Source organism: Mesorhizobium sp. L103C105A0, assembly GCF_000502215.1.
Classification (GTDB): domain Bacteria; phylum Pseudomonadota; class Alphaproteobacteria; order Rhizobiales; family Rhizobiaceae; genus Mesorhizobium.
Window position 1 is genome coordinate 127,857 of record NZ_AYXF01000003.1, and the last position, 24,180, is coordinate 152,036.

The window sequence follows — 24,180 nt, forward strand, 5'->3', positions numbered from 1 at the left end:
TCACGCATACCCCCGTGCATGGTAAACGGCGTCTCAACATTGCCGGTGCTGAAGCCAAATTTCTTCATGATTTCAGCACCCAAACAGATCGTTCCAGAAGACGAAGCCCATAAATCCCAGCACCAGAAAGAGGCCGGCCCGGTATCCCATTTCCATCATCCGCTCCGATACCGGACGCCGGAAAACGGCTTCGAGTGCGTAGAACAGGAGATGGCCGCCGTCGAGGGGGGGAATCGGCAAAAGGTTCAGAATTCCGATCCCGACCGACAGGCCGGCGACGAGTTGCACCAGCCATAGGAAGCCCAGCTTTGCCGCCTGCCCCGACATCTTGGCGATCTTGATCGGGCCGCCCAGCTGGCATTTGTCTTCGCGGCCGACAACGAATCGCTGCAGGAACTGGCCGGTGCGCTGAATGACGTGCCCCGTCTCCTCGACCGCGGCGCCGACTGCTCCGACAGGGCTGTAGGTGATCAGCCTGGGCTGGCCGACATCCTTGTTGTTGACGACGCCGATGACGGCCACCTTGACCTTGTTGCCCAGTGCGTCCAGCTGCTCCATTGGCTCCGGCGTCGCGACGACCGTGACCTCCTTGCCGTCGCGCAACATGGTGAAGGTGATGGCGTCGCCGCCGCGGCCCGAAACTAGGCGCTGGACGTCGGCGAAGGTCTCAACCTTGCTGCCGTCGACGGCGACGAATCGGTCGCCTGGCAAAATGCCGGCCCTTGCGGCTGGACTGCCGGCGGTGACCGCCGCCACCATCGGCTCAAACACAGGGCGGCCATAGAGGGAAAACAGCACGGCAAAGACGGCAATGGTCAAAAGGAAGTTGAACAGCGGTCCGGCCACCACCGTGGCGGCGCGTTTCCAGATGGGTTGCGTGTGGAAGGCGACCTTGCGTTCAGCGTCAGTCAGCGTTTCCAGATCTTCCGAACTCGGCTGGCTCGACGTGGCGCTCATGTCGCCGACGAATTTGACATAACCGCCGAGCGGTATGGCGCAGAGCTTCCAGCGCGTGCCGTGGCTGTCGTTGAAGCCGAGAAGTTCGGGGCCGAAGCCGATCGAAAAGGCCTTCACGCCAATGCCGCACCAGCGGCCGACCAGGTAATGGCCCATTTCGTGAATGAAGACGACCACGGTCAGCACGAACAGAAACGGCACCAGCGTGCCGAGGACAAAGCCTTCCGTGCTGAAAAACGCGTGAAGAATTTCGTTCAAGTCATGCCCTCAAATTCACCCGCGGCGAAAGGTGTCGCCGCGACTGTGACATCAATCCAGGCGAATCCGTGGCGTGCGCCATTTCTTCGCCGTGAAATATCACTCAAGCCGGAAACAGCCCCTGCGCCGGATGATCGGCGCCCGCCGAAATCCAGCCGATCACGTATAGGGCAAAAGCCGCCGCGACAAGCCCGTCCACCCTGTCCATGACACCGCCATGCCCGGGTATCAACGCGCTTGAATCCTTGCGGCCGTGGCGGCGCTTGACCCAGGATTCGAAGAGATCGCCAGCCTGGGCAACAATCGACAGCACCAGCGCAACCAAGGCGAGGACGCCAAGATTGCCGGCCCCGGCGGCGGCAGCCAGAAGCACGCCGGCGGCCACGCCGCCGACAGCGCCGCCAAGCGCGCCGCTCTGCGTCTTGCCGGGGGATATAGATGGCGCGAGCTTGGGCCCACCGACGGAGCGGCCGACGAAATAGGCGAAGATGTCGGTCGCCCAGACCACGGCGAACAGAAACAGGATTGCGACCAGGCCGGGATGGTCGCCGCCGCGCAGCAGCGCCAGCGATAAGCCGGACAAAGCCGCGTAGGCAAGACCGGCTGCATCCCATTGCGCCGCTCCACGCATACGGGCGCCGACAGCAGCGACCACAACCATGGCCAGGACAAGAGACAGAAGCCACGATGCCGGCACGCCTGCAACCAGGGCGACGACGAAAACCAGAAGCAGCGCTTCGGGAATGAAGCCGAGGGTCGCACCGGCCAAGGGGCGCGACATGCGCGCCCATTCATAGAAGATGACCGCCGATATCCCGGCGCAAAGCAGGCGGAACCACAGCCCTCCCAACCAGGTCAGGCCAAGCGCTATTGCGGCCAGCACCAGCGCCGAGACGATGCGAAGCTGAAGATTGTTCATCCCGCCGCCGATCACGAGGCAGCGACATCTTGAGCGGCAAGCCCGCCAAAACGGCGCTCGCGGCCAGCAAAATCGCGCAATGCGTCGGCCAGGTGTTCGCGGCTGAAGTCAGGCCAGTAGCAAGGCAGAAAAACCAGTTCGCTGTAGGCTGCCTGCCACAGAAGGAAGTTCGACAGCCGAAGCTCGCCACTGGTGCGGATGACCAGCTCCGGATCGGGAATGCCTGCGGTGTCGAGGGCGCCGGCAAAAGTGTCTGCCGTGATCGCCTCTGCGTCGATCTCGCCGCGCGCCACTGCGGCTGCGAGCTTGCGTGCCGTGCGCACGATCTCGTCGCGCCCGCCATAGTTGAAGGCGATGACCAAGGTCAGCGATTCATTGCGCGCAGTCAGCGATTCGGCCTCTTCGAGCAGGCCCCTGATGTCCGGCTGCAGCCCCGCCCTGTCACCGATGATCCTGACGCGCACGCCGTTCTGGTGCAGTTCGGCCAGATCGCGGCGGATGAACAGCTTCAAAAGCCCCATCAGGTCGCTGACTTCGGCCTTGGGCCGCGACCAGTTTTCCGACGAAAAGGCGTAGACGGTCAGGAAGGAAATGCCGAGACCGGGCGCGGCGCGCACCGTCTTGCGCAGCGCTTCGACGCCGGCGCGATGGCCGGCAAGCCGCGGCATGCCGCGCGCCTTGGCCCAGCGTCCGTTTCCATCCATGATGATCGCGACATGCGCGGGCGTTGCCATTGTCTCGCTTTCGGGCCGGTGTGGGCCGACCCTAGACCTGCATGATTTCAGCTTCCTTATCGGAAAGCAGGTGATCGATGGTGCTGATCGTTTCGTCGGTCAGCTTCTGGACCTGATCGGAGCGCTTGCGCTGATCGTCCTCGCTGATGTCGCCGTCCTTTTCCGCCTTCTTCAAGAAGTCCATGCCGTCGCGACGGACATGGCGCACCGCAACGCGGGCGTTCTCGGCGTAGCCATGCGAAATCTTGACCAGTTCCTTGCGGCGCTGCTCGTTGAGCTCGGGCAGCGGAATTCTGAGATTGGTGCCGTCGACGATCGGATTGAAGCCGAGATTGGATTCTCTGATGGCACGGTCGACCGCGCCGACCATCGACTTGTCCCATACCGAAACCGAGATCATGCGCGGCTCCGGCACCGACACGTTCGCCACCTGGTTGATGGGCATGGTGGTGCCGTAGGCCTGGACCTGGATGGCGTCGAGCAGATTGCTGGAGGCACGGCCGGTGCGCAGCGAAGCCAGATCGTGCTTGAAGGCGGCGATCGCGCCATCCATGCGCCGCTTGAGGTCGTCGAACTCACCACTCATCTTAGTCTCCTCGACCCGTTTGATCCGGGTTCACTGCTTAGGGCCTATATTCGGACCCGCTTTCGAAAACTGATCCCCTTTTTAGGAGAGTATACTCCGGGTCACTCGTCGGCGACGATCGTGCAACGGCCGCCGCCCCGCAGAATATCGCCGAAACCACCTTTTTCGTGGATCGAATAGACGATTATCGGGATGTTGTTTTCGCGCGCAAGTGCAATTGCGGCGGTATCCATGATCGAAAGGCCCTTGTTGATGACTTCGGCATGGCTGATGCGCTCGAAGCGGGTCGCATTCGGATCCTTCTTGGGATCGGCCGAATAGACGCCGTCGACCTGGGTGCCCTTGAACAACGCGTCGGCGCCGATCTCGGCGGCGCGCAAGGCCGCGGCCGAATCGGTGGTGAAGAACGGATTGCCGGTGCCGCCGGCGAAAATGACGACCTTGCCCTGGTTCATATAGGCGGTGGCCTGGCGCTGGGAAAAACTCTCGCAAAGTTCGGGCATGGCGATGGCCGACAGCACGACGGCATCGACGCCGATTTTGTTCAGCGAGGTGCGCAGCGCCAGCGAGTTGATGACGGTGGCCAGCATGCCCATGTGGTCGCCGGTGACGCGGTCGCCGCCCTTGGATGCCACCGCCACGCCGCGAAAGATATTGCCGCCGCCAATGACGACGCCGACCTCGATGCCAAGTGCGCGGGCTTCGGCGATGTCGGCGGCGATTCGGTCGACCACCGAGACATCGATGCCGAAATGCTGCTCGCCCATCAACGCTTCGCCCGACGCTTTCAGCAGGACACGTCGATAGAGGGGCTTTGCCGTCATCTGGACCTCGTCATTGTTGCGTGTGGCAGCCTGGGCAGGCCGCCCTCGCGCGGGCGCCGCCGCTGGCGCGATGCCGAGTTCCGATACACGAAGGGCGCCGCGATGTCACGCGGCGCCCCTCGCCCAATTCCGCCTTCCGTCGCGGCCCGTCAGTTGCTGGTGATGCTGACGGCGTCGCCCTCGACCAGCAGCGGCGGCGCATAACCCAACGGCTTGTCGCCGGTCACGGCGCCGCCGGTAACCCGGGCTTGTATGTCGGAACCGAAATAGGCGTACGGGAATGGCGGCGGTGTCTTGCTGACCGTATCCAGCCGCGCGCGAAGCTCGGCGGGTAAAGTGAAATCCAACGCCGCCAGATTGTCCTGCAACTGCGCCAGCTTGGTGGCGCCAAGAATCACGGTGGCGATGCCCGGTTGCGTTGCCACCCAGTTGAGCGCGACCTGCGCCATGCTGCGTCCGAGTTCGGCGGCAACTTTTTCGAGCTCCGCCACGATCGCCCAGTTGCGCTCGGTGAACTTCTGGAACCCCGGATGAGTGGTGTTGCGAAAGCCGTCGAGCCGGCCGGCATGGCCTTCCTGCGTCGGCCGGTACTTGCCGCTGAGCAGCCCGCTGGCCAGCGGGCTCCACACCATGATTCCTGCGCCATGGCGGGTGCCGAAGGGCACGAACTCATTTTCGATCGAACGCTCCGCCAGCGAATATTCAAGCTGCAGGGCCGACACCGGCTCGTAGCCGCGCCACTCGGCGATCGTCTGCGCGCGGGCAGCATACCAGGCCGGCACATCGGACAGGCCGACATGGCGAATTTTGCCCGCACGCACGAGATCATCCATCGTGCGCATGACCTCCTCGGCCGGCGTCAGCCCGTCCCAGACATGGAGGAGGTAGAGGTCGATATAGTCAGTGCCCAACCGCTTCAGCGAGGCATCCACGGCGCGCAAGATGTTCTTGCGGCCATTGCCACCGGCGTTCGGATTGCCGGGCTCCGCGTTGAAGGTGAATTTCGTGGCGATCACCGCTCTGTCGCGCAAGCCTCGCTCGGCGATGAATTCGCCGAGCCAGGTTTCGGCTGTGCCGCCGGTGTAGAGGTCGGCGGTGTCGAAGAAATTGCCGCCGGCCTCGACATAGGCGTCGGCCATGGCGCGCGCGGTTTCCCTGTCCGCGCCCCAGCCCCATTCGGTGCCAAAGGTCATGGTGCCCAGTGCCAGCCGGCTGACGCGCAGGCCGCTGTTGCCCAGTGTGTAATAGCTCATGGTCATGGTGTTTTTCCTATCCTGATTTCTTGACGCCGGCTCACTGGCCAGGCGTCATCTTGACCCAGGGATTGCCGCGCTCATGCGTGGCGCGGAAAACGAAGCCGTCGACTTTCCAGCCGGTCCCGGAGCGAACCAGATGGTGCTCGTAGGTGCCCCAGACTTCCCACAGCGGGTCGCCATTGCCTTCCATCCGGTTCCAGGCATAGCCGTTCGAAGAGACGGTCGCCGCGTCCGCCTCAAAGATCACCTGGTGATTGGTGCGCAGATGCAGGCTGGTCTTGCTGCCCCTGAGGTTGCCGGCCCAGGTACCGATCAGATTGTCGGAGGGGATGGTGGCGGCAGGCTGTACTGACAGGCTGCTGAAGTCGACGGTGACACGGTCGGCGAAATAGGAGCGGGCAAGCTTCCAGTCCTGCGCATCGACGGCACGGTCGATGGCATCGGCGATGCGGATGACGGCGCGTTCGTCGGCGAGCGCGCGCCAACCGGACGGCTCGGCGCCGCCGGCATCGACCGGCGCTAGGGCAAGGCCTGCGGCGAAGGTAGCGTGTTTCAAGGCATCCATCTCTCTTCTCCTTTGTGCATCGGTGATGGCAATATGGGTCAGCCTGTCGGCATCGAGAAGATTGAAGTGTTCGCAAGGACTATGCGATATCATGCATGAATGGATCGGGATCTGCTCAGTCATTTGCCTGTCATCGTCGCCGTTGCCCGACGCGGCGGCTTTGCGCTAGCTGCGGCAGAACTGGGCATGTCCCCATCCGCCGTCAGCCATGCGGTGCGCCTCGTGGAGGAGCGGATCGGCCAGCCGCTGTTTGCGCGCACCACGCGCAGCGTCTCGCTGACGGAAGCCGGCAAGGCGCTGGTGGACACGGCAGCCCCTGCCCTCCAGGATATCGCCGACCGGATGGACCGCATCCGAGCCATCAAGGGCCGGCCCTCCGGCTTGCTCAGGTTGAACGTTCCCAACATCGCCGTTCCACTTGCCGTCACTCCCGTGGCCGCCGCGATGGCTGAACGCTATCCTGATGTGACCATCGAATTGCTCACCGACCAGGGGCTGGTGGACATTGTCGGCGAGGGTTTTGATGCCGGCATCCGGCTGGGCGAGATGATCGCACAGGACATGGTCACGGTCCGGCTGACGCCGCCATTCAACGCCGTGATCGTCGCCTCCCCCGCCTATGTCGGCCGGCATGGCCGTCCGCGCGGTGTGGCGGATCTTTCGGACCACAATTGCATCGGCTACCGGCTTGTGCGCTCCGGCGCACTCTATCGCTGGGACCTGACTGAGGACGGCAAGGATGTCGTGGCCGAGACGAAGGGTACGGTCATCGTCACCGATTCGCTGGCCGCGATCGACCTTGCGCTTGCCGGCGTCGGGCTGACCTATGTGTTCGAGCCGCTGGTGCGCGCGGAATTGGCCGCCGGCCGCCTCGTTCAGATCCTGCCGCAAACGGCGATCGAGGAGCCCGGCCTCTTCCTCTACTTCCCGCGCAGGGCGTCGATGGCGCCAAAGCTCAGGGCCTTCATCGACACCGCACAAGAAATTGGCCGAGCATCCTTGCGGACACCCGGCCGAGTTGCCTGAGCTGAGAAGCCCTTTTCGGGGCTATTTTTAAAACTACTTCTTCACCGCCGCCGCGACTTCCGCCGCGAAATCGGTCTCTTCCTTTTCGATGCCTTCGCCCAGCGCAAAGCGCAGATAGGCGGAGATCTTGGCCGGAGCGCCGATGTCCTTCTCGGCATCCTTCAGCGCCTGCTCGACAGTGATGTCGGGATTGAGCACGAAGGCCTGCTTGAGGAGCACGACTTCCTCGTAGAACTTGCGCAGGCGGCCTTCGACCATCTTTTCGATGATCGCTTCCGGCTTGCCGGACTGGCGCGCCTGGTCGGCGAAGATCGCCTTCTCGCGCTCGACCGCTGCCGGATCGATCTGCTCGGCGGTCAACGCCAGCGGGTTGGTGGCGGCGACATGCATGGCGACCTGGCGGCCAAAGGCGTTGGCGGCATGCTCATTGCCCGTGGTCTCGATCGCGACCAGAACGCCGAGCTTGCCAAGACCATCGGCAACCGCATTGTGGACGTAGGTTGCGACAGCACCGTGCGGGACGGTGAGCTTGGCCGAACGGCGGAAGCTCATGTTCTCGCCAATGGTGCCAACGGCGTCCTTGATGGTGTCAGTGACCGACTTGTCCGAACCCGGATACTTTGCGGCAGAGACAGCCTCCGTCGTGCCATAAGCAAGCGCGACCTTGGCGACATTGCGAACGATCTCCTGGAACTGCTCGTTGCGGGCCACGAAATCGGTCTCGGAGTTAACCTCGACGATGGCGGCCTCGCGGACGCCGGAGTCGACGCCGATCAGGCCTTCGGCGGCAGTACGGCCAGCCTTCTTGTCGGCCTTGGAAATGCCCTTCTTGCGCAGCCAGTCGACGGCCTCTTCGATGTTGCCGTTGGTCTCCGTCAACGCCGCCTTGCAGTCCATCATGCCCGCGCCGGTCAAGTCGCGGAGTTCTTTGACCTGTGCAGCCGAAATGCTCATTGTCGCCTCTTTGTTTTAAATGCACCGACGCACCACCGGTACTCGATGATGCGTCCGTCTAGCGTGCCAAATATGAGAATGATGAAGGCCGCAACCGGCCTTCGATTGTCAAGCTTCCGGAGCGTCCGCAGCCGGGGCCGGAGCCGGATCAAGCGCCGGTTCGACCGGAGCTTCGACCGAGGCGCCGATGTCGACGCCGAGCGCGCCCTGCTGGCGGGCGATGCCGTCGATGGCAGCCTTGGCGATCAGGTCGCAATAGAGCTGGATGGCGCGCGCCGCGTCGTCATTACCGGGGATCGGGAAGTCGATCTTGTCCGGATCGCAGTTCGAATCGATGATGGCAACGACCGGAATGCCGAGGCGCTTGGCCTCGAGAATGGCGATCGCTTCCTTGTTGGTGTCGATGACGAACATCAGGTCGGGGGTCGAGCCCATGTCCTTGATACCGCCGAGCGCCTTGTCGAGCTTCTCGCGCTCGCGGTCGAGGTTCAGGCGTTCCTTCTTGGTCAGGCCCTGGGCCTCACCGGCCAGCATCTCGTCGAGCTTGCGCAGGCGCTGGATCGAATTCGAGATCGTCTTCCAGTTGGTCAGCATGCCGCCGAGCCAACGCGAGTTGACATAGTATTGGGCCGAACGCTGTGCGGCGTCGGCGACGATGTCGGACGCCTGGCGCTTGGTGCCGACGAACAGCACGCGGCCGCCCTTGGCAACGGTGTCGGAAACCTGCTTCAGAGCCTGGTGCAGCAAAGGCACCGTCTGCGACAGGTCGATGATGTGGATGTTGTTGCGGGCGCCGTAGATGTAAGGCGCCATCTTCGGGTTCCAGCGGTGGGTCTGGTGGCCGAAGTGAATGCCAGCTTCCAAAAGCTGGCGCATGCTGAAATCAGGCAGTGCCATTCTTAGTTCCTTTTCCGGTTAGCCTCCACGGACACAGGCATTTTTGGACTTTGTCCTCGAACGCCACCGGAGGTTTCAGCCGGATTTCTCCCGGGCAGACACCAAAGTCCGTGTGTGGAATGAGCGCGCATATAGAGGGGAAGCGCTGCAAACGCAAGCGGTGAGGTGCTTCATCGCTCAGCGTGCGGCAATCAGCGCTCCGGTGCCGATCATGGCGCTGCCGGCGAACCGGTTAATCAGCCGCATGCGTTCGGGCGTCCTGAACCAGCCGGATGCCCTGCCCGCCAGCGCGGCGTAGATGCCCATGGTGAGAATATTGGCGCCGACGACGACTGCCACCACCAGCAGGCCGTCGGCAAACGTCATGGTGTCGAGGTTGAGGATCAGCGGCATGATCGAGGCGTGGAACAGGATCGCCTTCGGGTTGCCGAGCGCCACGGAGGCGCCAAGCAGGAACGAACGCGACAATCCGGTTTGGGGGATTCCTTGCGCGGCCGATTGCGCGGCCGCGGCCCGCCACATCTTGATGCCGAGGAAAATCAGGTAGGCCGCACCGGCGTATTTCAACAGGAGAAACACCCATTCGAAGGTCTGGGCCAGCGCCACCAGCCCGAGCAGTGCCAGGGTGACCAGCACGGCATCGCCGGCGGCAATGCCCATTCCGGCGACGAACGCACGCAGGAAGCCGCGTGCCACGCCGTTGGTGATCACCGTGAACATCGCCGGTCCCGGCGTGGCGGCGGCAAGTGTGATGGCAAGGCAATAAGCCAGGAATGCCGTTAGCGTCACGATCGGCCCTTTCCGTTGGGTACCCGTACGCGCCTGAAGATCGCAACGATCTCCTCGCGGCTGCATTCGATGGCGCCGAGCCGCACCGCCCGGTCGCGCTCGAAGCCGGTTATGTCATAGTGCGGCGCCGATGTCCTGGGCGGCCCCTGGTAGGACGAACGCTTGACGCCAAGCTCGGCGGCGAAACGATGCAGTTCGTCCGTATCGTCGGCCATCAGGTGGCACCAGCGATGGCCGGCCCATTTCCAGATCGCCGCATCGACATAGACCGCCATCGGGAACTGCCATCAAGCCTGCCGTGGCCAGCGCCGCATTGTTGCTATCTCGAGACCGGGCAAGGCTTGGTCTGATCGAACAGCGACAGGTTGACCAGCTTTCCGGTCATCGAGAACTCGCCATAGTCCATTGTGAGGTCGCGGGTGATGCCGTTCTCGTGCAGCTTGAAGCTGATGCGGTATTCCGGCACCTCTTCGCCCGATTTGTCGGTCTCGTCGAAATAGGCGATGTCGACCGGCCAGTATTTGTCGCCGGCAAGTCTGGCCAGCGCCGGCGCTTCGGGGTCGGCCTTGTCGCCCTCGGCCTTCTTGCCGACGATGACGGTGGTGGTCATCACCTTGTTGGCATCCTCCGAACCGTCGAACAGGCTGGTTTCGTAGAAATTCTCGCCCTTCTCGGCCTTGCCGATCAGTTCGACCAGATGCTGGGTCGGGAACTGGGTGGCGGCGAGTTCGAGGCTGTTCTTCTCGGGCTTGTCGATATCGACCTTGAGGCCCTTGGTCTCTTTTGTGGCGGTGCCTTTGACCTCCTTGTCTAGGTTCTGGTCGACGAAGGATTTGGTCACGAACGAGAAGGTCTTGCCTTCGGCGTCCTCGAACGTGGTCGTCTGCTGGTCGGTCAGCCTGGTGTTGTCGCCGGTGGCGATCTGGGTGACGAAACGGAATTTTACCGTATAGCCCTCGCAGGGCGAGCCGTTGAACTCATAGACCATGCGGCCGGAAATCCCGGTGATGCCCGAGCGGTCCGACGCCTTGTCGAGGGTAAGATCGTAGACGGCGCGATGCGCCTGCAGCGCCGGCACGGCAAAGGCTGGAGCCATCGAGAACAGCACCGGAAAGAGAACGGCGTGGAAGGCAAGGCGCGTTGCGCGCATAAGGGGCTCCGATCGTCGCAGCTGATGGCAGGCAGCAGGTAAAGATGGTCCAGCTTAAAAAAAGTCGTGGCGGAAGCGAGGCAAAAATAGCAATTTCGGCCCGGCCAGCGCGGCGTCTCCAAGCAATAGGGAAATACGATGAGTGAAACAATCGAAAAGCGGCTAAGCGATCTCGGCGTGACGATACCTGCCGCCGCAGCGCCCGCCGCGAACTATGTGCCCTATTGCAGGTCCGGCAATCTTTTGTTCACCGCCGGGCAGTTGCCGCTCAAGGACGGCAAGCTGCAGGCAAGCGGCCTGCTCGGCCGCGACGTCGACACGGCAACCGGCAAGGAAGGCGCAAAGTACTGTGCAATCAACATCTTGGCCCAGGCAAAAGCAGCACTTGGCGATCTCGAAAAAATCCAGCGTTTGGTCAAGATTACCGTGTTTGTTGCATCAGTGCCGGACTTCGTCGAGCAGCATCTGGTCGCCAATGGCGCCTCCGATTTCCTGGTCGCGGCCCTTGGCGAGCGCGGCAAGCATGCCCGCTCCGCCGTCGGCACCGCCTGTCTGCCGCTTAATGCCGCAGTGGAAATCGAAGCCGTCTTCGAGGTCGCATGAGCAGGACCAAGACAATGACCGACCTTTCCTGGCTGACCGCCCGCCCGGTGGCGCATCGCGGCTTTCACGACATGAACAAGACGCGCTGGGAAAACACGCTGTCGGCCTTCGCTGCTGCCGCCGAGCGCGGCTATGCGATCGAATGCGACGTGCATTTGTCGTCCGACCGCGTCCCCGTCATCATTCATGACGGCGATCTCAGGCGGTTGACCGGCCAGGACGGCTTCGTCTGGCAGCGCACGGCAGCGGAACTGGCGGCGCTCAGCATCGGCGGCACCAAGGACCATGTGCCGACACTTCAGGAGGTGCTCGACCTGGTCGACGGCCGCGTGCCTCTGGTGGTCGAATTGAAGGGCGTGCCCGGCTACGACGAGGGCCTGGTGGCGAGCGTCGGCAAGATGCTGGAGCGCTACAAGGGCAAGGCGGCGATCATGTCGTTCGACCACTGGCTGGTCCGCGATTTCCCCAGGGATGCGCCAGGAATTCCGGGCGGGCTCACGGCCTATGGCAAGGACAACCAGTTGATCGAGGCGCATTTCGCCATGCTGGCGCATGACCTCGCCTTCACCTCCTATGCCGCGGGCGATCTGCCGAACCCGTTCGTCAGCTTCGTGCGCGAAAGGCTTAAAATGCCTGTCATCACCTGGACGGTGCATGACCAGCCGGCGGTGGATCTCACCTTCAAATACGCCGACCAGATGACGTTCGAAGGGTTCGAACCCGATCTGGTCAAAGTCGCCTGATGGGAGTGCCTGAAACGTGACTTGTAGCGGCCCCGACAGAGCTTAAATAAGCCTCATGGATCAGGGTGACGAAGGCGATGGGCAAACGGCGAATGCGGAGTTCTCCATCCGCGTCGCCGCCGGCATCAATGCCTTCACATGCGACGAGTGGAACGGCTTTACCGGCACAACCCGCAGCGACACAGAAAACGGCTATAACCCTCTCGTTTCATATGCTTTTCTGAGCGCGCTTGAAGATTCCGGCTGCGCCGTGCGGCGCACCGGCTGGCAAGGTCATCATCTCAGACTGGAAAATGCCCAAGGCAGATTGCTGGGCGCCGTGCCCTGCTATCTCAAATCGCACAGCCAGGGCGAATATGTCTTCGACCACGGCTGGTCCGATGCGTTCGAACGCGCCGGCGGCAACTACTATCCGAAACTGCAATGCGCCGTGCCGTTCTCTCCGGTCACCGGCCCTCGCCTGCTGGTCAGCAAGGGCGAGGACAGCGCCATTGTGAAGGCCGGTCTCGCAGCGGGCCTGAAGGCGGTGACGGAAAAGCTCGGCGTGTCCTCCGCGCATGTCACCTTCGCCAATGAAAGCGACGTTGCAACGCTGGAAGCAGCCGGCTTCCTGCACCGCACCGACCAGCAGTTCCATTTCTTCAACGAAGGCTTTTCGACCTATGACGACTTTCTCGCCACGCTGGCATCGCGCAAGCGCAAGGCGATGAAGAAGGAGCGCCGCGAGGCGCTCGCCAACGGTATCTCGATCGACCGGCTGACCGGCAAGGACCTGACCGAAAAGGCGTGGGACGATTTCTTCGCCTTCTATATGGATACCGGCAGCCGCAAATGGGGCCGGCCCTATCTCAACCGCAAGTTCTTCTCGCTGATCGGCGAGCGCATGTCCCAGGACATCCTGTTGATCATGGCCAAGCGCAATGGCCGCTATGTCGCCGGCGCCATCAACTTCATCGGCTCCGATGCGCTCTACGGCCGCAATTGGGGCTGCATCGAGGACCACCCGTTCCTGCATTTCGAAGTCTGCTACCATCAGGCCATCGACTTCGCCATCGAGCGCAAGCTGAAGGTGATCGAGGCCGGCGCGCAGGGTGAGCACAAACTGGCGCGCGGCTATCGTCCCGTGACCATGCATTCGGCGCACTACATCGCACATCCCGGCCTGCGCAATGCTGTGGCCGATTATCTCCGGCGTGAGCGGCGCGAGGTCGAGCGGATGGGCGAAATTCTGGAAGAGCATACGCCGTTCCGCAAGGATCTTGAGGAATAGCGATCCGCGCCTGCCCTCGCCTGACCATCTTACCTGACCATCTTGCCGGTCCGGGACAGCTTCGCTACACCGGGAGCATACTCCCGGAGCGCCGCCATGACCGAGGCCTACGACCCCAGCAATATCTTCGCAAAGATCCTGCGCGGCGAAATCCCCTCGCACCGCATCTACGAGGATGATGCCGTGGTCGCCTTCATGGATGTGATGCCGCAAGGCCCCGGTCACACGCTGGTGGTGCCCAAAGCACCGTCGCGCAATCTGCTCGATGCCGATCCCGCGACGCTCGGCCGGCTGTTCACCACGGTCCAAACGGTCGCGCTGGCGGTCAAAAAGGCTTTCGGCGCTGACGGGGTCACCATCCTGCAGTTCAACGAACCGGCGTCCGGCCAGACCGTCTACCACCTACATGTCCATGTCATCCCGCGGTTCGAAGGCATCGCGCTCAAGCCGCATACGGGGCAGATGGAGAAGCCCGAAGTGCTGACGGAGAACGCGGCCAGGATCCGAGCAGCGCTGAACGGTTGAGGTGGCGCGCGCCTCAGGGAGATGCGCTCAGCCACAATCCACCACGTCGGTTAGGAAAATATCAAACCACGCCGTGATAACGTGCTCCGTACCGGGATGCGTTTGGGTTTTCAAAATCGTGGAACATTCGGTTGCGACATCAGAGCCGTTGGTAAAAGCAGCTGCCGGGCGGGCCTTTCTGCGCACCTTGGCGGACGCGTACCGGCGACACCGCCTGCTGCACGCGATGGCCATCGCTGCCCTGCTTTTGGCAGCCGCGGTCGGCCTGCGCACCGGAAACATGCCGGATTTCGGCGTGCTGGAAGACTATTCCCAATACCTTCTTTTCGCTTTCTGGATCGGTGGCTGCGCCTTCGCACTCGGCAGCTTTTTTCACCTTGCACTCATCAAGCGGGATCCTGAGCCGCTCGGCACTTTTCTGCGATCGATCGGCGGCGTCTTCGGCGACGCCGAGCGCAACGCCAACAGCCTGAATGGTCTGGCCGCGTGCATTGCGCTCATATCCGCTTTCGGTGTGTTGAAAGGCGCGGTCGCGATCCTTTCGCCATTCGCATGGGATCACGCATTGGCTCAGGCCGACCGGGTGCTGCATTTCGGCCGAGCGCCCCATGAATGGCTATGGTTTATCGTCCAGTCGCCGCTCGCCGTAAGATCGTTCAACCTGGCTTACAATTCCTGGTTCGTCGTCCTTATCGCCTCGGTCTTCATCGCTTGCATCACGCGCAGGGACACGAAGCTGCGTCACCAGTTCCTGATGAGCTTCATGCTCGTGTGGATACTGGCGGGTTTTTTCCTGGCGATGGGCCTGTCTTCGGCAGGGCCGTGCTTTTACGAGCGACTGGGGCTGGGCAGCGACTATCATTCCCTGATGCAAGCACTCGCCGCCGCCGATCGCATCTATCCGATCTGGGCGCTCAGCACGCAGGACATTGTGTGGAGCGGCTATATCGGGGCGACGCCAGGCAGTCTCGGCATATCCGCCTTCCCGTCCATGCATGTAGCGATGGCGGTGCTTTTCGCGCTTTATGCAACACGCCGCTCACGGTTGGCCGGCCTTTTGATGTGGGCATTCGCCGCAATCATCATGGTCGGCTCGGTCGTCCTTGGCTGGCATTATGCCGTGGATGGCTATGCGAGCGTTCTGATTTCGATCGCCATCTGGAAGGCGTGCGGGTTCTTCCTGGGCAAGTTTGCACCCGAGGGCGTCGCCGCCTGACCTAACAACATCTGACCTGAAAAGCAGGGGCGCTGTGTCGGCAAACCGGCCAGCCAATGAAAAAAGGGCCCGTCACCGGGGCCTTTTTCATTGGCGAACTTTTTAGCTCTTGCGCGGCAGTTGCGGCACCAGGCTGCGCTTGCCGCCATCCTTGCCCTTCGGCTCGGGCTCGTCCTTGCCCTTGGGCTGAGGCTTCTGCGCCACCGCCTTCTTGGCGACGGGCTTCTTGGCCACCGCCTTGCGGGCTTTCGGCGCCTCTTCCGGCTCCTGCTTCGGCTGCACCGGGGCTTCGTCGGCCAGTGATTCGAGCTTCAGGCCGGTTTCGCCGGTTTCCTTCTTCTCGACTGTGACGCGCACCGTGCCGCCCTTCTTGAGCTTGCCGAACAGCACCTCGTCGGCCAACGGCTTCTTGATGTGCTCCTGGATGACCCGGCCGAGCGGCCGCGCACCCATGCGCTCATCATAGCCCTTGTCGGCCAGCCAGGCGATCGCGTCGGACGACAGGTCGAAGGTGACGCCCCGCTCGGAGAGCTGGGCCTCGAGTTGCATGACGAACTTCTGCACCACCTGATGGATGACCGGCACCGGCAGCGAGCCGAACGGGATGATCGCATCGAGACGGTTGCGGAACTCCGGCGTGAACAACCGGTTGATGGCCTCGACATCGTCGCCTTCGCGCTTGGTCGATCCGAAACCGATCGCCGCGCGCTGCGCATCGGATGCGCCCGCATTGGTGGTCATGATAAGGATGACATTGCGGAAGTCGATCTGCTTGCCGTTGTGGTCGGTCAGCTTGCCGTGGTCCATGACCTGCAACAGGATGTTGAACAGGTCTGGATGCGCCTTCTCGACTTCATCCAGCAAGAGCACGCAGTGCGGATGCTGGTCGACCCCGTCGGTAAGCAGACCGCCCTGGTCGAAGCCGACATAGCCGGGAGGCGCGCCGATCAACCGCGAGACGGTGTGGCGTTCCATATATTCCGACATGTCGAAGCGGATCAGCTCGACGCCGAGCGAGGCAGCCAACTGCTTGGCGACTTCGGTCTTGCCGACGCCGGTCGGGCCTGAGAACAGGTAGGAGCCGATCGGCTTTTCCGGTTCGCGCAGGCCGGCACGCGCCAGCTTGATCGCCGAGGTCAGCGCGGTGATGGCGGTGTCCTGGCCATAGACGACGCGCTTCAGCTCGATGTCGAGGCCTTGCAGCACCTTCTCGTCGTCTGCCGAAACCGTCTTCGGCGGGATGCGGGCCATCGTGGCGATCGTGGCTTCGATCTCCTTGATGCCGATCGTCTTCTTGCGCTTGGCTTCCGGCACCAGCATCTGCGAGGCGCCGGTCTCGTCGATCACGTCGATCGCCTTGTCCGGCAGCTTGCGGTCGTTGATGTAGCGGGCCGACAGTTCCACCGAAGCCTTGATCGCCTCGTTGGTGAACTTCACCTTGTGGAATTCCTCATAATAGGGCTTGAGGCCCTTCATGATCTCGATGGCGTCCTCGATGGTCGGCTCGTTGACGTCGATCTTCTGGAAGCGCCGCACCAGAGCGCGGTCCTTCTCGAAGAACTGGCGGAACTCCTTGTAAGTGGTCGAGCCGATGCAGCGGATGGCTCCCGAAGACAGCGCCGGCTTCAACAGGTTCGACGCATCCATCGCGCCGCCTGACGTGGCGCCGGCCCCGATCACGGTGTGGATCTCGTCGATGAACAGCACGGCGCCCGGATAATCCTCGAGCTCCTTGACGACCTGCTTCAGCCGCTCTTCGAAATCGCCGCGATAGCGCGTGCCGGCCAACAGCGTGCCCATGTCGAGCGCGAAGATGGTGGCGTCCTGCAGCACTTCGGGCACATCGCCCTCGACGATGCGCTTGGCCAGGCCTTCGGCAATCGCCGTCTTGCCGACGCCGGGATCGCCGACATAGAGCGGGTTGTTCTTGGAGCGGCGGCACAGCACCTGGATGGTGCGGTTGATTTCGCTCTCGCGGCCGATCAGCGGATCGATCTTGCCGGCCTTGGCCTTGTTGTTGAGGTTGACGCAATAAGCCGTCAGCGCATCCTGCTGCTGCTTCTTCTTGCCGCCTTCCTCCTGCGGCTCGGCGCCGTTCTGGCCGCCCTGCTCGTCATCGGCGCCGCGCGGCGAGCGCGTCTCCGATGCGCCGGGGCGCTTGGCGATGCCGTGCGAGATGTAGTTGACCGCGTCGTAGCGGGTCATCTGCTGTTCCTGCAGGAAATAAGCGGCATGGCTCTCGCGCTCGGCAAAGATGGCGACGAGCACGTTGGCGCCGGACACTTCCTCGCGGCCGGATGACTGTACATGGATCACGGCGCGCTGGATGACGCGCTGGAAGCCGGCGGTCGGCTTGGAATCCTCATCGTAACCGGTGACCAGATTGTCGAGTTCGGTGTCGATATAGGTCAGAACGGTGTGCTTCAGCTCGTCCAGATCGACGTTGCAGGCGCGCATAACGGCGGCCGCCTCGGTGTCGTCGATGAGGGCGAGCAGCAGATGTTCTAGGGTTGCATATTCATGGTGCCGCTCATTGGCGAGCGTCAGCGCCTGGTGAAGCGCCTTTTCCAGGCCTTGGGAGAAAGCCGGCATGTTACCTCACTTCTTCTCCATCACGCATTGCAGCGGATGCTGATTCTGTCGGGCGAAATCCATGACCTGAGACACTTTGGTCTCGGCCACCTCGAATGTATAGACCCCGCACTCGCCCACCCCATGATTGTGAACATGAAGCATGATGCGTGTGGCGGCTTCGCGGTCCTTTTGAAAAAAACGCTCCAGGACGTGAACCACGAACTCCATGGGCGTATAGTCGTCGTTGAGGATGAGGACCCTGTAAAGGCTGGGCTTCTTGGTCTTGGTCTTCGTGCGCGTAATGACGGCTGTGCCGCGACCAGCCTCATTGCCGTCGCCGTCACTTTGCATCCGCACCACGCTTGTCGTGGCAGTCAAACCTGAAGTCACGTAATCCTGCCTCTTTCGAATCCCCATGGCGAGTTCGATATGTAGGTGTTCGATGGACGATTTTAAGCCCTTCTTGTTAGCTGACAATATGGCTAGGTGGGCAAACCGAGGCGATTTTCAAAATCGTGAACCGCCAAAGCCCCGGAATTGAAACCGGCATGAAAAAACCCGGCCGCGCATCCGCGACCGGGTCTGTTTTGCAAGCCCGAAAGGCCGTGCCTGGTATTCTCGAGCGAAATTACTTCGCCTTGGCGACAATCGATTCGAAGGGCTTGTAAGCCTCCTTGGCGAGATCGGCATAGAGATCGCCGAACTTGGTCGCCTCGGCAACGAAGCTCTCATAGCTCTGCTTGGCGAAGTCGGACTGGATCTCGACCGCCTTTTCCAGCGACTTGGCGGAGAACAGCTTTTCGACCGCGGCGCTGCCGGCTTCGAAGCTCTTCTTGGTGTATTCGCCAGCTTCAGTGGCGATCGCCTGCGCGCCCTTGGAGAGCGAGGTGAAGCTCTTCAATCCGGTATCGGCAAACTCCTTGCCGTATTTCGAGAAGTCCTCGTAGGTCTGGGTCATTTGACGTTTCCCTTGGCGTTTTGAAGCGCCCTTGCCTGAGCGCGGTTGTGCAATGCACGAGAACATATTGTGCGCTGCACAAAAGTCAAGATTTCAGCGGCATCAGGCCGCGCTGCGCCGGCATCAGCTAAAATTCGAATAAAGAAAGGCTCAAGCCCGAGGAAAATGGTGAACGCGCCGGTTACCATAAACGGATTGGTAACGCTGGCTGCGATAGTTTGACAACAAGTGAGGTCGGATCCCTTTGCCGCCTCCAGGGCAATGAGTTTCAAAGGAACTATCAGTGCGTCAGGCGTTGTCGGTCTTCGGTTCAAAATCCGCATCTTCCCTCAAAACGATCATGATCCTCGCTTTGGCGATGTCATTTGTCGTTGCGGATGCCGCGTCCTCGATGGCCGCCAGGTCTTCGGCGATCGTCGTCGACGCCAAGACCGGCAAGGTGCTTTATTCGTCCGATGCCAACGGCCGGCGCTACCCGGCGTCGCTGACCAAGATGATGACGCTCTATCTGACCTTCGAGGCCATGGCGAAGGGCCGGATCAGCAGGAACACGCCCGTGCCGTTCTCGGCCAAAGCGGCGGCCGAACCGCCGACCAAGCTCGGCGTCAAGGCGGGCGGAGCGGTTTCGGTCGAGACCGCCATCCTGTCGATGGTGACCAAGTCGGCCAATGATTCGGCGACCGCGCTCGGCGAACTGCTCGGCGGCAGCGAAAGCAATTTCGCCCGCATGATGACCGCTAAGGCGCGCGCGCTCGGCATGGACGGCACCGTGTTTCGCAATGCCAACGGCCTGCCCGATCCCGGCCAGTTCACAACCGCCCACGACATGGCGATGCTTGGCATAGCGCTCAGGGAACATTATCCGCAGTATTACGGCTATTTCTCGCAGCGCTCCTTCCTTTACGGCCGCCAGCGCATCAATGGCCACAACCGTCTGCTCGGCCGCATCAAGGGCGTCGACGGCATCAAGACCGGCTATACCCGCGCCTCCGGCTTCAACCTCGTCTCGTCGGTTTCGGATGGCAACCGCCGCCTCGTCGCCGTCGTCATGGGCGGCACTTCGGGGCGCAGCCGCGACAACCAGATGGCCGGCCTGATCAACGCCTACATGCCGCGCGCATCGACCCGCGGCGGCGGCGCCCTGGTCGCCAACGCCGGCGGCGACAATCCGGTCAAGGCGCTGGCCAAGGTCTTCCTGCCCAAGCATGACGCGCCGACGCCGGATGGCAAGCCGATCGTTGAAGACGATGCCGTGGCGTCCAATGACGATCCGACATCCGCTGACGAGCAGTCTGCTGAAGGCCAGTCTGCCGACGAACAGACGGTGGCCGCGGTCGAAGAGCCCGCCCCCGTCGTCAAGACCAGGAAGGTCAAGACCGTCATCGTGACGGCGCCGAAGGTCGAAACTGCGCAGATTGTGGCTGCCTATGCCGAACCCACGCCTGTATCCCCACAGGCGGTCGACCCGGTCAACACGGCCTCGGTGCCGGCTGGTTGGGCGGTGCAGGTGGCGTCGTCGCCCAAGCAGTCCGAAGCCCAGGCTTTCCTCGACAAGACCGCCAAGCTGGCGCCCAAAGTTCTTGGGGCTGCTTCCGGTTTCACCGTCGCCTTCGAAAAGGATGGCGAGACCTATTACCGTGCCCGGTTCGGCGGCTTCCGCTCGAAGGATGCGGCCTGGAATGCCTGCAATGCCCTGAAGAAAAAGAAAATCGCCTGCTACGCCGTCCAACAGTAGGGCGGCGTCGGAACCATCTCCCGGAAATTTACTGCGTCGAAGGAGACTAGTTGTGATTGGAGAGCAAGACGTCCTTGGCTTCGTTGATCCGCGCCGCCAGGAAAGACGTGCCGCCGATGTCGGGGTGCAGGCGCTGCATCAGGCGGCGGTGCGCCTTGCGGACATCCGCCGCGGCGGCCCCCGCTTCAAGACCAAGGATCTTGTAGGCCTCCTCCTTAGTCATGGCGCCCGCACCTGGCGCAACACCCAGCCCTTCGCCACCGTTCGCCTCAGCGTCTTTGCGCCAAACGGGAAAACGGCCGTCAAGATACGTCTCTAGGAGCTGGCGGCTCTCCGGGTCGCCAGGGAGTTCGCGGTAAAGCTGCTGCAGCTCGGCCAGGCCCATCGCGCCCAGCATCTTGCCTTCATGGCGGCCGGCCAGAACCAGGCCTTCAAGCCCGCCCGTATCGTGATCAAGCTCCATTTCCAGTGCGGCGGTCCGCACCGTCGAGCGCTTGCCGGGCGCCGGCCCGACCGACGGCCGCTTCATCCGCATCGAACCGTACCAGGCAAGGGCCGCGGCCAGAATGAGGCCGGCAATGCCTTCGCGCCCGACCACCAGCACGGCAAGGCCAACCAGCGCCAGAAGCACCGGCCCGAGCGTGCGCATGCCGCTTGCCAGTTTTTGCGCATCGGCACGGACAAAGATCGTCGCCGCGCCGAGCAGCACCAGAAACAGTGCAACAAGTGCAATGATAGCGCCCATCAATTCCTGCCGCCCCTGAGATGCTCGATCAGCAGCCGATCTCCCGGCCTGTCCCTTGCCTCGAGCGCCTTCAATCCACCCGTCGCATAGACGGCAACCGCCGAAAGCAGCCCGGCCAAGGTCGCGGCAGCCCGCCGATCAAATCGGAACCAAGCCCCTTTGGACAGCCGCGCAATCTCCTGGAACGCCTTTTCTGCGCCGGGATCATGGCCTTCCTGGAAGACGAAGACGGGAACGCCGTGCAGACCGAGGCTGCCGGCCTTCTGCGCCAGGTCGTCGATATCCTCTTCCATGGCGTCGCCGATATAGACCAGAGCATTGACCTTGGCCGCCGCCGTTTCCTTCAGCGCATGCGCCAGCACCTTGCCGATCTGGGTGTGGCCGGCACGGCAGTCGATCCGCGTCATCAGCTGCTTCAGGGCATTGGTGTCGGCGACAAAAGCCGACGAGCGGCACTCGCCCAACCCGCGAAAATAGGCCAATTGGACACTGAGGGTGCCGGCCTTGCCAACGGCGTCGAACATTTCGCCCTGCAGCTTGATGGCGAGATCCCAGGTCGGCTGGCGGCTCATCGTTGCGTCGAGGGCAAGGATCAGCCGGCCCGTGCCGGTCGCGACAAGCGTCCGGGCCTGACGGATAAAGGCGTCGATCTCGCCGGCATTGGATTGAGGCTTGACCGGCGCAGGATCGGCCCTTGCGGGCACACGCTGCTTCTTGTCGCTCATAAGAAGCAAGATGTGGCGTTGTCGGCCCCCTTGCAAGTCCAGCCTTGGACAAGATGAAGGGCCAGCGCTCGACGCTCTGGGAGAAGCGGCCGCGCCCTTGGCTCTACAGCAAGCCCAGATCGGCGAGCTCGCGCTTCAGTTTCGGCGGCATCTCGACCATTCCGGCCTTGCCCTTGCCGATATCTGCGGGCGCATCCGACGGTTTGAGATAACGCCAGCCCTGGAAGGCGCGGCGCGGCTGCCAGTCGGTGCGCACGACGTCGAGGTCGAGCATCAGGCGGCAACGGCCGATGCCTTCGTCGTCGGTGAAGGGCCTGATATCAGTGATCAGCTGGCGGCATTGCACGCTGCCCTTGATCACCCAATAAAGCGAACCGCCATCGGTGACCTCGGCGCCGCGCGCCGGCACCATGCGGGTGGTGTGCCAGTGCTCGGCGGGTTCGCCGGCGCGGCGGCGCTCATCGAGGCGGAAGGCGATCCATTCTTCGAGGTCCTCGACGCTGTCGCAACCGACGCACAGTTTTAGGAGATTGAGTGCCATCGCTTAAGGTTTAGTCCGGCGCGCGATTGCGTCAACGGCCCTGCCCGACTTCTCCACAGTGCCAGTGGCGTTGCGCGGTCAGCATTCCACGACATTGACGGCGAGCCCACCAAGGCTGGTTTCCTTGTACTTCTCGTTCATGTCGAGGCCCGTCTGGCGCATTGTTTCGATCGCGGCGTCGAGCGGCACGAAATGGACGCCGTCGCCTTTGATCGCCAGAGAGGCGGCGGTGACCGCCTTGACGGCGCCGAGCGCGTTGCGCTCGATGCAAGGCACCTGGACCAGACCGCCGACCGGATCGCAAGTCATGCCGAGATGATGTTCGAGCGCGATTTCGGCGGCGTTCTCGACCTGCTCGGGCGTGCCGCCCATGACGGCGCAGAGACCCGCGGCAGCCATCGCCGAGGCCGAACCGACCTCGCCCTGGCAGCCGACCTCGGCGCCGGAGATCGAGGCATTGGTCTTGATGATGCCGCCGACGGCGGCGGCCGTGAGCAGGAAGTCGCGGATGCTCGGCTGGTCGGCCTCGGGGTGGAAATGCAGCCAGTAACGCAGCACCGCCGGCAATGTGCCGGCCGCGCCATTGGTCGGCGCGGTGACGACGCGTCCACCGGCGGCGTTCTCTTCGTTCACCGCCATGGCGTAGATCGACAGCCAGTCATTGGCCAGCAAAGGGTTGGGCTTGTTCTGCTGCCATTGCTCCTGCAGCTTGTCGTGCAGCATGCGGGCACGACGGCGCACTTTCAGCCCGCCCGGCATGATGCCGTCCTGCGACAGGCCGCGGTCGATGCAGCCCTTCATGGCGCCCCAGATCGCATCAAGGCCGTTGTCGAGCTCCTCGCGCGACATATGTGTCTCTTCATTGACGCGCTTCATGTCGGCGATAGACAGGCCGCTTTTGCCTGCCATCTTCAGCATCTCGACGGCATTCTTGAAGGGATAGGGCACCTTCTTGCCTTCTGTGGTCACCGAGCCCTTCACCTTCATCCGCTGCAGCTCTTCCTCGGACACCACGAAGCCGCCGCCGATGGAATAGTAGATGCGCTTGAGCAGCAGCCGGTCGCCGGCATCGTAAGCGTAGAAGGCCATGCCGTTGGCGTGGCCGGTGAGCGGCGTCTTGCGGTCGAGCACCAGATCCGTCGCCGGATCGAAGCGATAGGAGGGATGGCCGCGTGGCGATATCCGCTTCTCGGCGGCGATGCGCGTGGCGATTCCCTCGGCCTGATCGGGATCGACCGTCTGCGGTGTCAGGCCAGCAAGTCCGAGGACAACGGCGCGATCCGAGCCATGGCCGATACCGGTATAGGCGAGCGAGCCGTGCAGGCTGGCGCCAATGCGATCGACCTTGACGCCGGCCGGGCGCGGCCAGTCATCGCCGGCGATCTCGTCGAGAAACCGCCGCGCCGCTGTCATCGGTCCCATCGTGTGCGAACTCGACGGTCCGATGCCGATCTTGAACAGGTCGAAAACCGAAAGAAACACGCTGCGCCGTCTCCGGGAATGGGATCAAGACCTACATATAGGACTTTCCATGATGTTTGTGCTGTTTTGCGGATTGCGGCGCTGCACCTGCCGACCTTGTTTGCTCCGGCAGCGACATCACCGGCTGAAAGCGCGTCGCGCTGAAACG

At 62.6% G+C, this 24,180-nt stretch carries 27 protein-coding genes; 7 read left to right on the forward strand and 20 right to left on the reverse strand.

The window, feature by feature from the left end; genetic code table 11:
- Positions 1-72: 72 nt before the first annotated feature.
- From rseP to X727_RS153500, 7 genes are all read right to left on the reverse strand, one after another.
- Positions 73-1,215 carry an RIP metalloprotease RseP gene (gene rseP, locus X727_RS153525; RefSeq protein WP_023693444.1) on the reverse strand — a complete coding sequence of 381 codons (1,143 nt, stop codon included), beginning with the start codon at positions 1,213-1,215 and terminating at the stop codon, positions 73-75.
- Positions 1,216-1,318: 103 nt separating this feature from the next.
- Positions 1,319-2,134: a phosphatidate cytidylyltransferase gene (locus X727_RS153520; protein ID WP_023696555.1), complete on the reverse strand. Its 816-nt coding sequence runs from the start codon at positions 2,132-2,134 to the stop codon at positions 1,319-1,321.
- A gap of 11 nt (positions 2,135-2,145) precedes the next feature.
- The gene (locus X727_RS0133810; protein ID WP_280790565.1) at positions 2,146-2,919 is read right to left on the reverse strand and encodes an isoprenyl transferase; all 774 of its coding nucleotides are present in this window, start codon (positions 2,917-2,919) and stop codon (positions 2,146-2,148) included.
- Positions 2,900-3,454, reverse strand: coding sequence for a ribosome recycling factor (gene frr, locus X727_RS153515; RefSeq protein ID WP_023671027.1), 555 nt, complete (start codon positions 3,452-3,454; stop codon positions 2,900-2,902). The genes X727_RS0133810 and frr overlap by 20 nt, the downstream gene beginning before the upstream one ends.
- 101 nt (positions 3,455-3,555) lie before the next feature.
- The gene (pyrH, locus tag X727_RS153510; protein ID WP_023671026.1) at positions 3,556-4,278 is read right to left on the reverse strand and encodes a UMP kinase; all 723 of its coding nucleotides are present in this window, start codon (positions 4,276-4,278) and stop codon (positions 3,556-3,558) included.
- 149 nt (positions 4,279-4,427) lie between these two features.
- A complete protein-coding gene (locus X727_RS153505; RefSeq protein WP_023745113.1) occupies positions 4,428-5,537 on the reverse strand; it encodes an aldo/keto reductase in 1,110 nt (369 codons plus the stop codon).
- Positions 5,538-5,571: 34 nt separating this feature from the next.
- Positions 5,572-6,099: a nuclear transport factor 2 family protein gene (locus X727_RS153500; RefSeq protein ID WP_023745114.1), complete on the reverse strand. Its 528-nt coding sequence runs from the start codon at positions 6,097-6,099 to the stop codon at positions 5,572-5,574.
- A 99-nt stretch (positions 6,100-6,198) separates the two neighbouring features.
- Here X727_RS153500 and X727_RS153495 point away from each other — a divergent pair, with 99 nt between their 5' ends.
- Positions 6,199-7,125, forward strand: coding sequence for a LysR family transcriptional regulator (locus X727_RS153495; protein ID WP_023671024.1), 927 nt, complete (start codon positions 6,199-6,201; stop codon positions 7,123-7,125).
- A 33-nt stretch (positions 7,126-7,158) separates the two neighbouring features.
- Here X727_RS153495 and tsf read toward each other — a convergent pair whose 3' ends face one another.
- From tsf to X727_RS153470, 5 genes are all read right to left on the reverse strand, one after another.
- Positions 7,159-8,079 carry a translation elongation factor Ts gene (gene tsf, locus X727_RS153490; RefSeq protein WP_023684688.1) on the reverse strand — a complete coding sequence of 307 codons (921 nt, stop codon included), beginning with the start codon at positions 8,077-8,079 and terminating at the stop codon, positions 7,159-7,161.
- A gap of 108 nt (positions 8,080-8,187) precedes the next feature.
- On the reverse strand, positions 8,188-8,976 hold the full coding sequence (rpsB, locus tag X727_RS153485; RefSeq protein ID WP_023671022.1) for a 30S ribosomal protein S2: 789 nt from the start codon (positions 8,974-8,976) through the stop codon (positions 8,188-8,190).
- A 177-nt stretch (positions 8,977-9,153) separates the two neighbouring features.
- On the reverse strand, positions 9,154-9,765 hold the full coding sequence (locus tag X727_RS153480; protein ID WP_023688582.1) for a LysE family translocator: 612 nt from the start codon (positions 9,763-9,765) through the stop codon (positions 9,154-9,156).
- Positions 9,762-10,040: a DUF4031 domain-containing protein gene (locus X727_RS153475; RefSeq protein ID WP_023671020.1), complete on the reverse strand. Its 279-nt coding sequence runs from the start codon at positions 10,038-10,040 to the stop codon at positions 9,762-9,764. The genes X727_RS153480 and X727_RS153475 overlap by 4 nt, the downstream gene beginning before the upstream one ends.
- Positions 10,041-10,084: 44 nt before the next feature.
- Entirely contained in the window at positions 10,085-10,915 is an 831-nt protein-coding gene (locus X727_RS153470) for a cell envelope integrity EipB family protein (RefSeq protein WP_023745115.1), read from the reverse strand.
- A 138-nt stretch (positions 10,916-11,053) separates the two neighbouring features.
- Here X727_RS153470 and X727_RS153465 point away from each other — a divergent pair, with 138 nt between their 5' ends.
- The 5 genes from X727_RS153465 (at position 11,054) to X727_RS18345 (ending at position 15,272) form a co-directional block, all read left to right on the forward strand.
- The gene (locus tag X727_RS153465) at positions 11,054-11,518 is read left to right on the forward strand and encodes a RidA family protein (RefSeq protein WP_023693441.1); all 465 of its coding nucleotides are present in this window, start codon (positions 11,054-11,056) and stop codon (positions 11,516-11,518) included.
- Positions 11,519-11,532: 14 nt separating this feature from the next.
- Positions 11,533-12,261 carry a glycerophosphodiester phosphodiesterase gene (locus X727_RS153460; RefSeq protein WP_023745116.1) on the forward strand — a complete coding sequence of 243 codons (729 nt, stop codon included), beginning with the start codon at positions 11,533-11,535 and terminating at the stop codon, positions 12,259-12,261.
- Between the two features lie 55 nt (positions 12,262-12,316).
- Positions 12,317-13,531 carry a GNAT family N-acetyltransferase gene (locus X727_RS153455; protein WP_023745117.1) on the forward strand — a complete coding sequence of 405 codons (1,215 nt, stop codon included), beginning with the start codon at positions 12,317-12,319 and terminating at the stop codon, positions 13,529-13,531.
- A gap of 96 nt (positions 13,532-13,627) precedes the next feature.
- On the forward strand, positions 13,628-14,056 hold the full coding sequence (locus tag X727_RS153450; RefSeq protein WP_023745118.1) for an HIT family protein: 429 nt from the start codon (positions 13,628-13,630) through the stop codon (positions 14,054-14,056).
- A gap of 1 nt (position 14,057) precedes the next feature.
- The gene (locus X727_RS18345; RefSeq protein WP_245274155.1) at positions 14,058-15,272 is read left to right on the forward strand and encodes a phosphatase PAP2 family protein; all 1,215 of its coding nucleotides are present in this window, start codon (positions 14,058-14,060) and stop codon (positions 15,270-15,272) included.
- Positions 15,273-15,374: 102 nt separating this feature from the next.
- Here X727_RS18345 and clpA read toward each other — a convergent pair whose 3' ends face one another.
- The 4 genes from clpA to X727_RS1000000167900 all read right to left on the reverse strand — a co-directional run bounded on the left by clpA (position 15,375) and on the right by X727_RS1000000167900 (position 19,076).
- A complete protein-coding gene (gene clpA, locus X727_RS153445; protein WP_023671013.1) occupies positions 15,375-17,864 on the reverse strand; it encodes an ATP-dependent Clp protease ATP-binding subunit ClpA in 2,490 nt (829 codons plus the stop codon).
- A gap of 6 nt (positions 17,865-17,870) precedes the next feature.
- Entirely contained in the window at positions 17,871-18,197 is a 327-nt protein-coding gene (gene clpS / locus X727_RS153440) for an ATP-dependent Clp protease adapter ClpS (protein WP_023671012.1), read from the reverse strand.
- A gap of 277 nt (positions 18,198-18,474) precedes the next feature.
- Positions 18,475-18,804: a phasin family protein gene (locus tag X727_RS153435; protein WP_023671011.1), complete on the reverse strand. Its 330-nt coding sequence runs from the start codon at positions 18,802-18,804 to the stop codon at positions 18,475-18,477.
- On the reverse strand, positions 18,801-19,076 hold the full coding sequence (locus tag X727_RS1000000167900) for a hypothetical protein (RefSeq protein ID WP_155923559.1): 276 nt from the start codon (positions 19,074-19,076) through the stop codon (positions 18,801-18,803). The genes X727_RS153435 and X727_RS1000000167900 overlap by 4 nt, the downstream gene beginning before the upstream one ends.
- A gap of 11 nt (positions 19,077-19,087) precedes the next feature.
- Between X727_RS1000000167900 and X727_RS153430 the strand changes: the two genes are divergently transcribed.
- Positions 19,088-20,539 carry a D-alanyl-D-alanine carboxypeptidase gene (locus X727_RS153430; RefSeq protein WP_023834116.1) on the forward strand — a complete coding sequence of 484 codons (1,452 nt, stop codon included), beginning with the start codon at positions 19,088-19,090 and terminating at the stop codon, positions 20,537-20,539.
- Between the two features lie 46 nt (positions 20,540-20,585).
- Here X727_RS153430 and X727_RS153425 read toward each other — a convergent pair whose 3' ends face one another.
- From X727_RS153425 to X727_RS153410, 4 genes are all read right to left on the reverse strand, one after another.
- Positions 20,586-21,284, reverse strand: coding sequence for a DnaJ domain-containing protein (locus tag X727_RS153425; RefSeq protein ID WP_023700739.1), 699 nt, complete (start codon positions 21,282-21,284; stop codon positions 20,586-20,588).
- Positions 21,284-22,009 carry a hypothetical protein gene (locus tag X727_RS153420; RefSeq protein ID WP_023834117.1) on the reverse strand — a complete coding sequence of 242 codons (726 nt, stop codon included), beginning with the start codon at positions 22,007-22,009 and terminating at the stop codon, positions 21,284-21,286. The genes X727_RS153425 and X727_RS153420 overlap by 1 nt, the downstream gene beginning before the upstream one ends.
- A 103-nt stretch (positions 22,010-22,112) precedes the next feature.
- On the reverse strand, positions 22,113-22,550 hold the full coding sequence (locus tag X727_RS153415) for a DUF1489 family protein (protein ID WP_023824861.1): 438 nt from the start codon (positions 22,548-22,550) through the stop codon (positions 22,113-22,115).
- 78 nt (positions 22,551-22,628) lie between these two features.
- A complete protein-coding gene (locus X727_RS153410) occupies positions 22,629-24,032 on the reverse strand; it encodes an L-serine ammonia-lyase (protein ID WP_023726659.1) in 1,404 nt (467 codons plus the stop codon).
- Between the last annotated feature and the right edge of the window lie 148 nt (positions 24,033-24,180).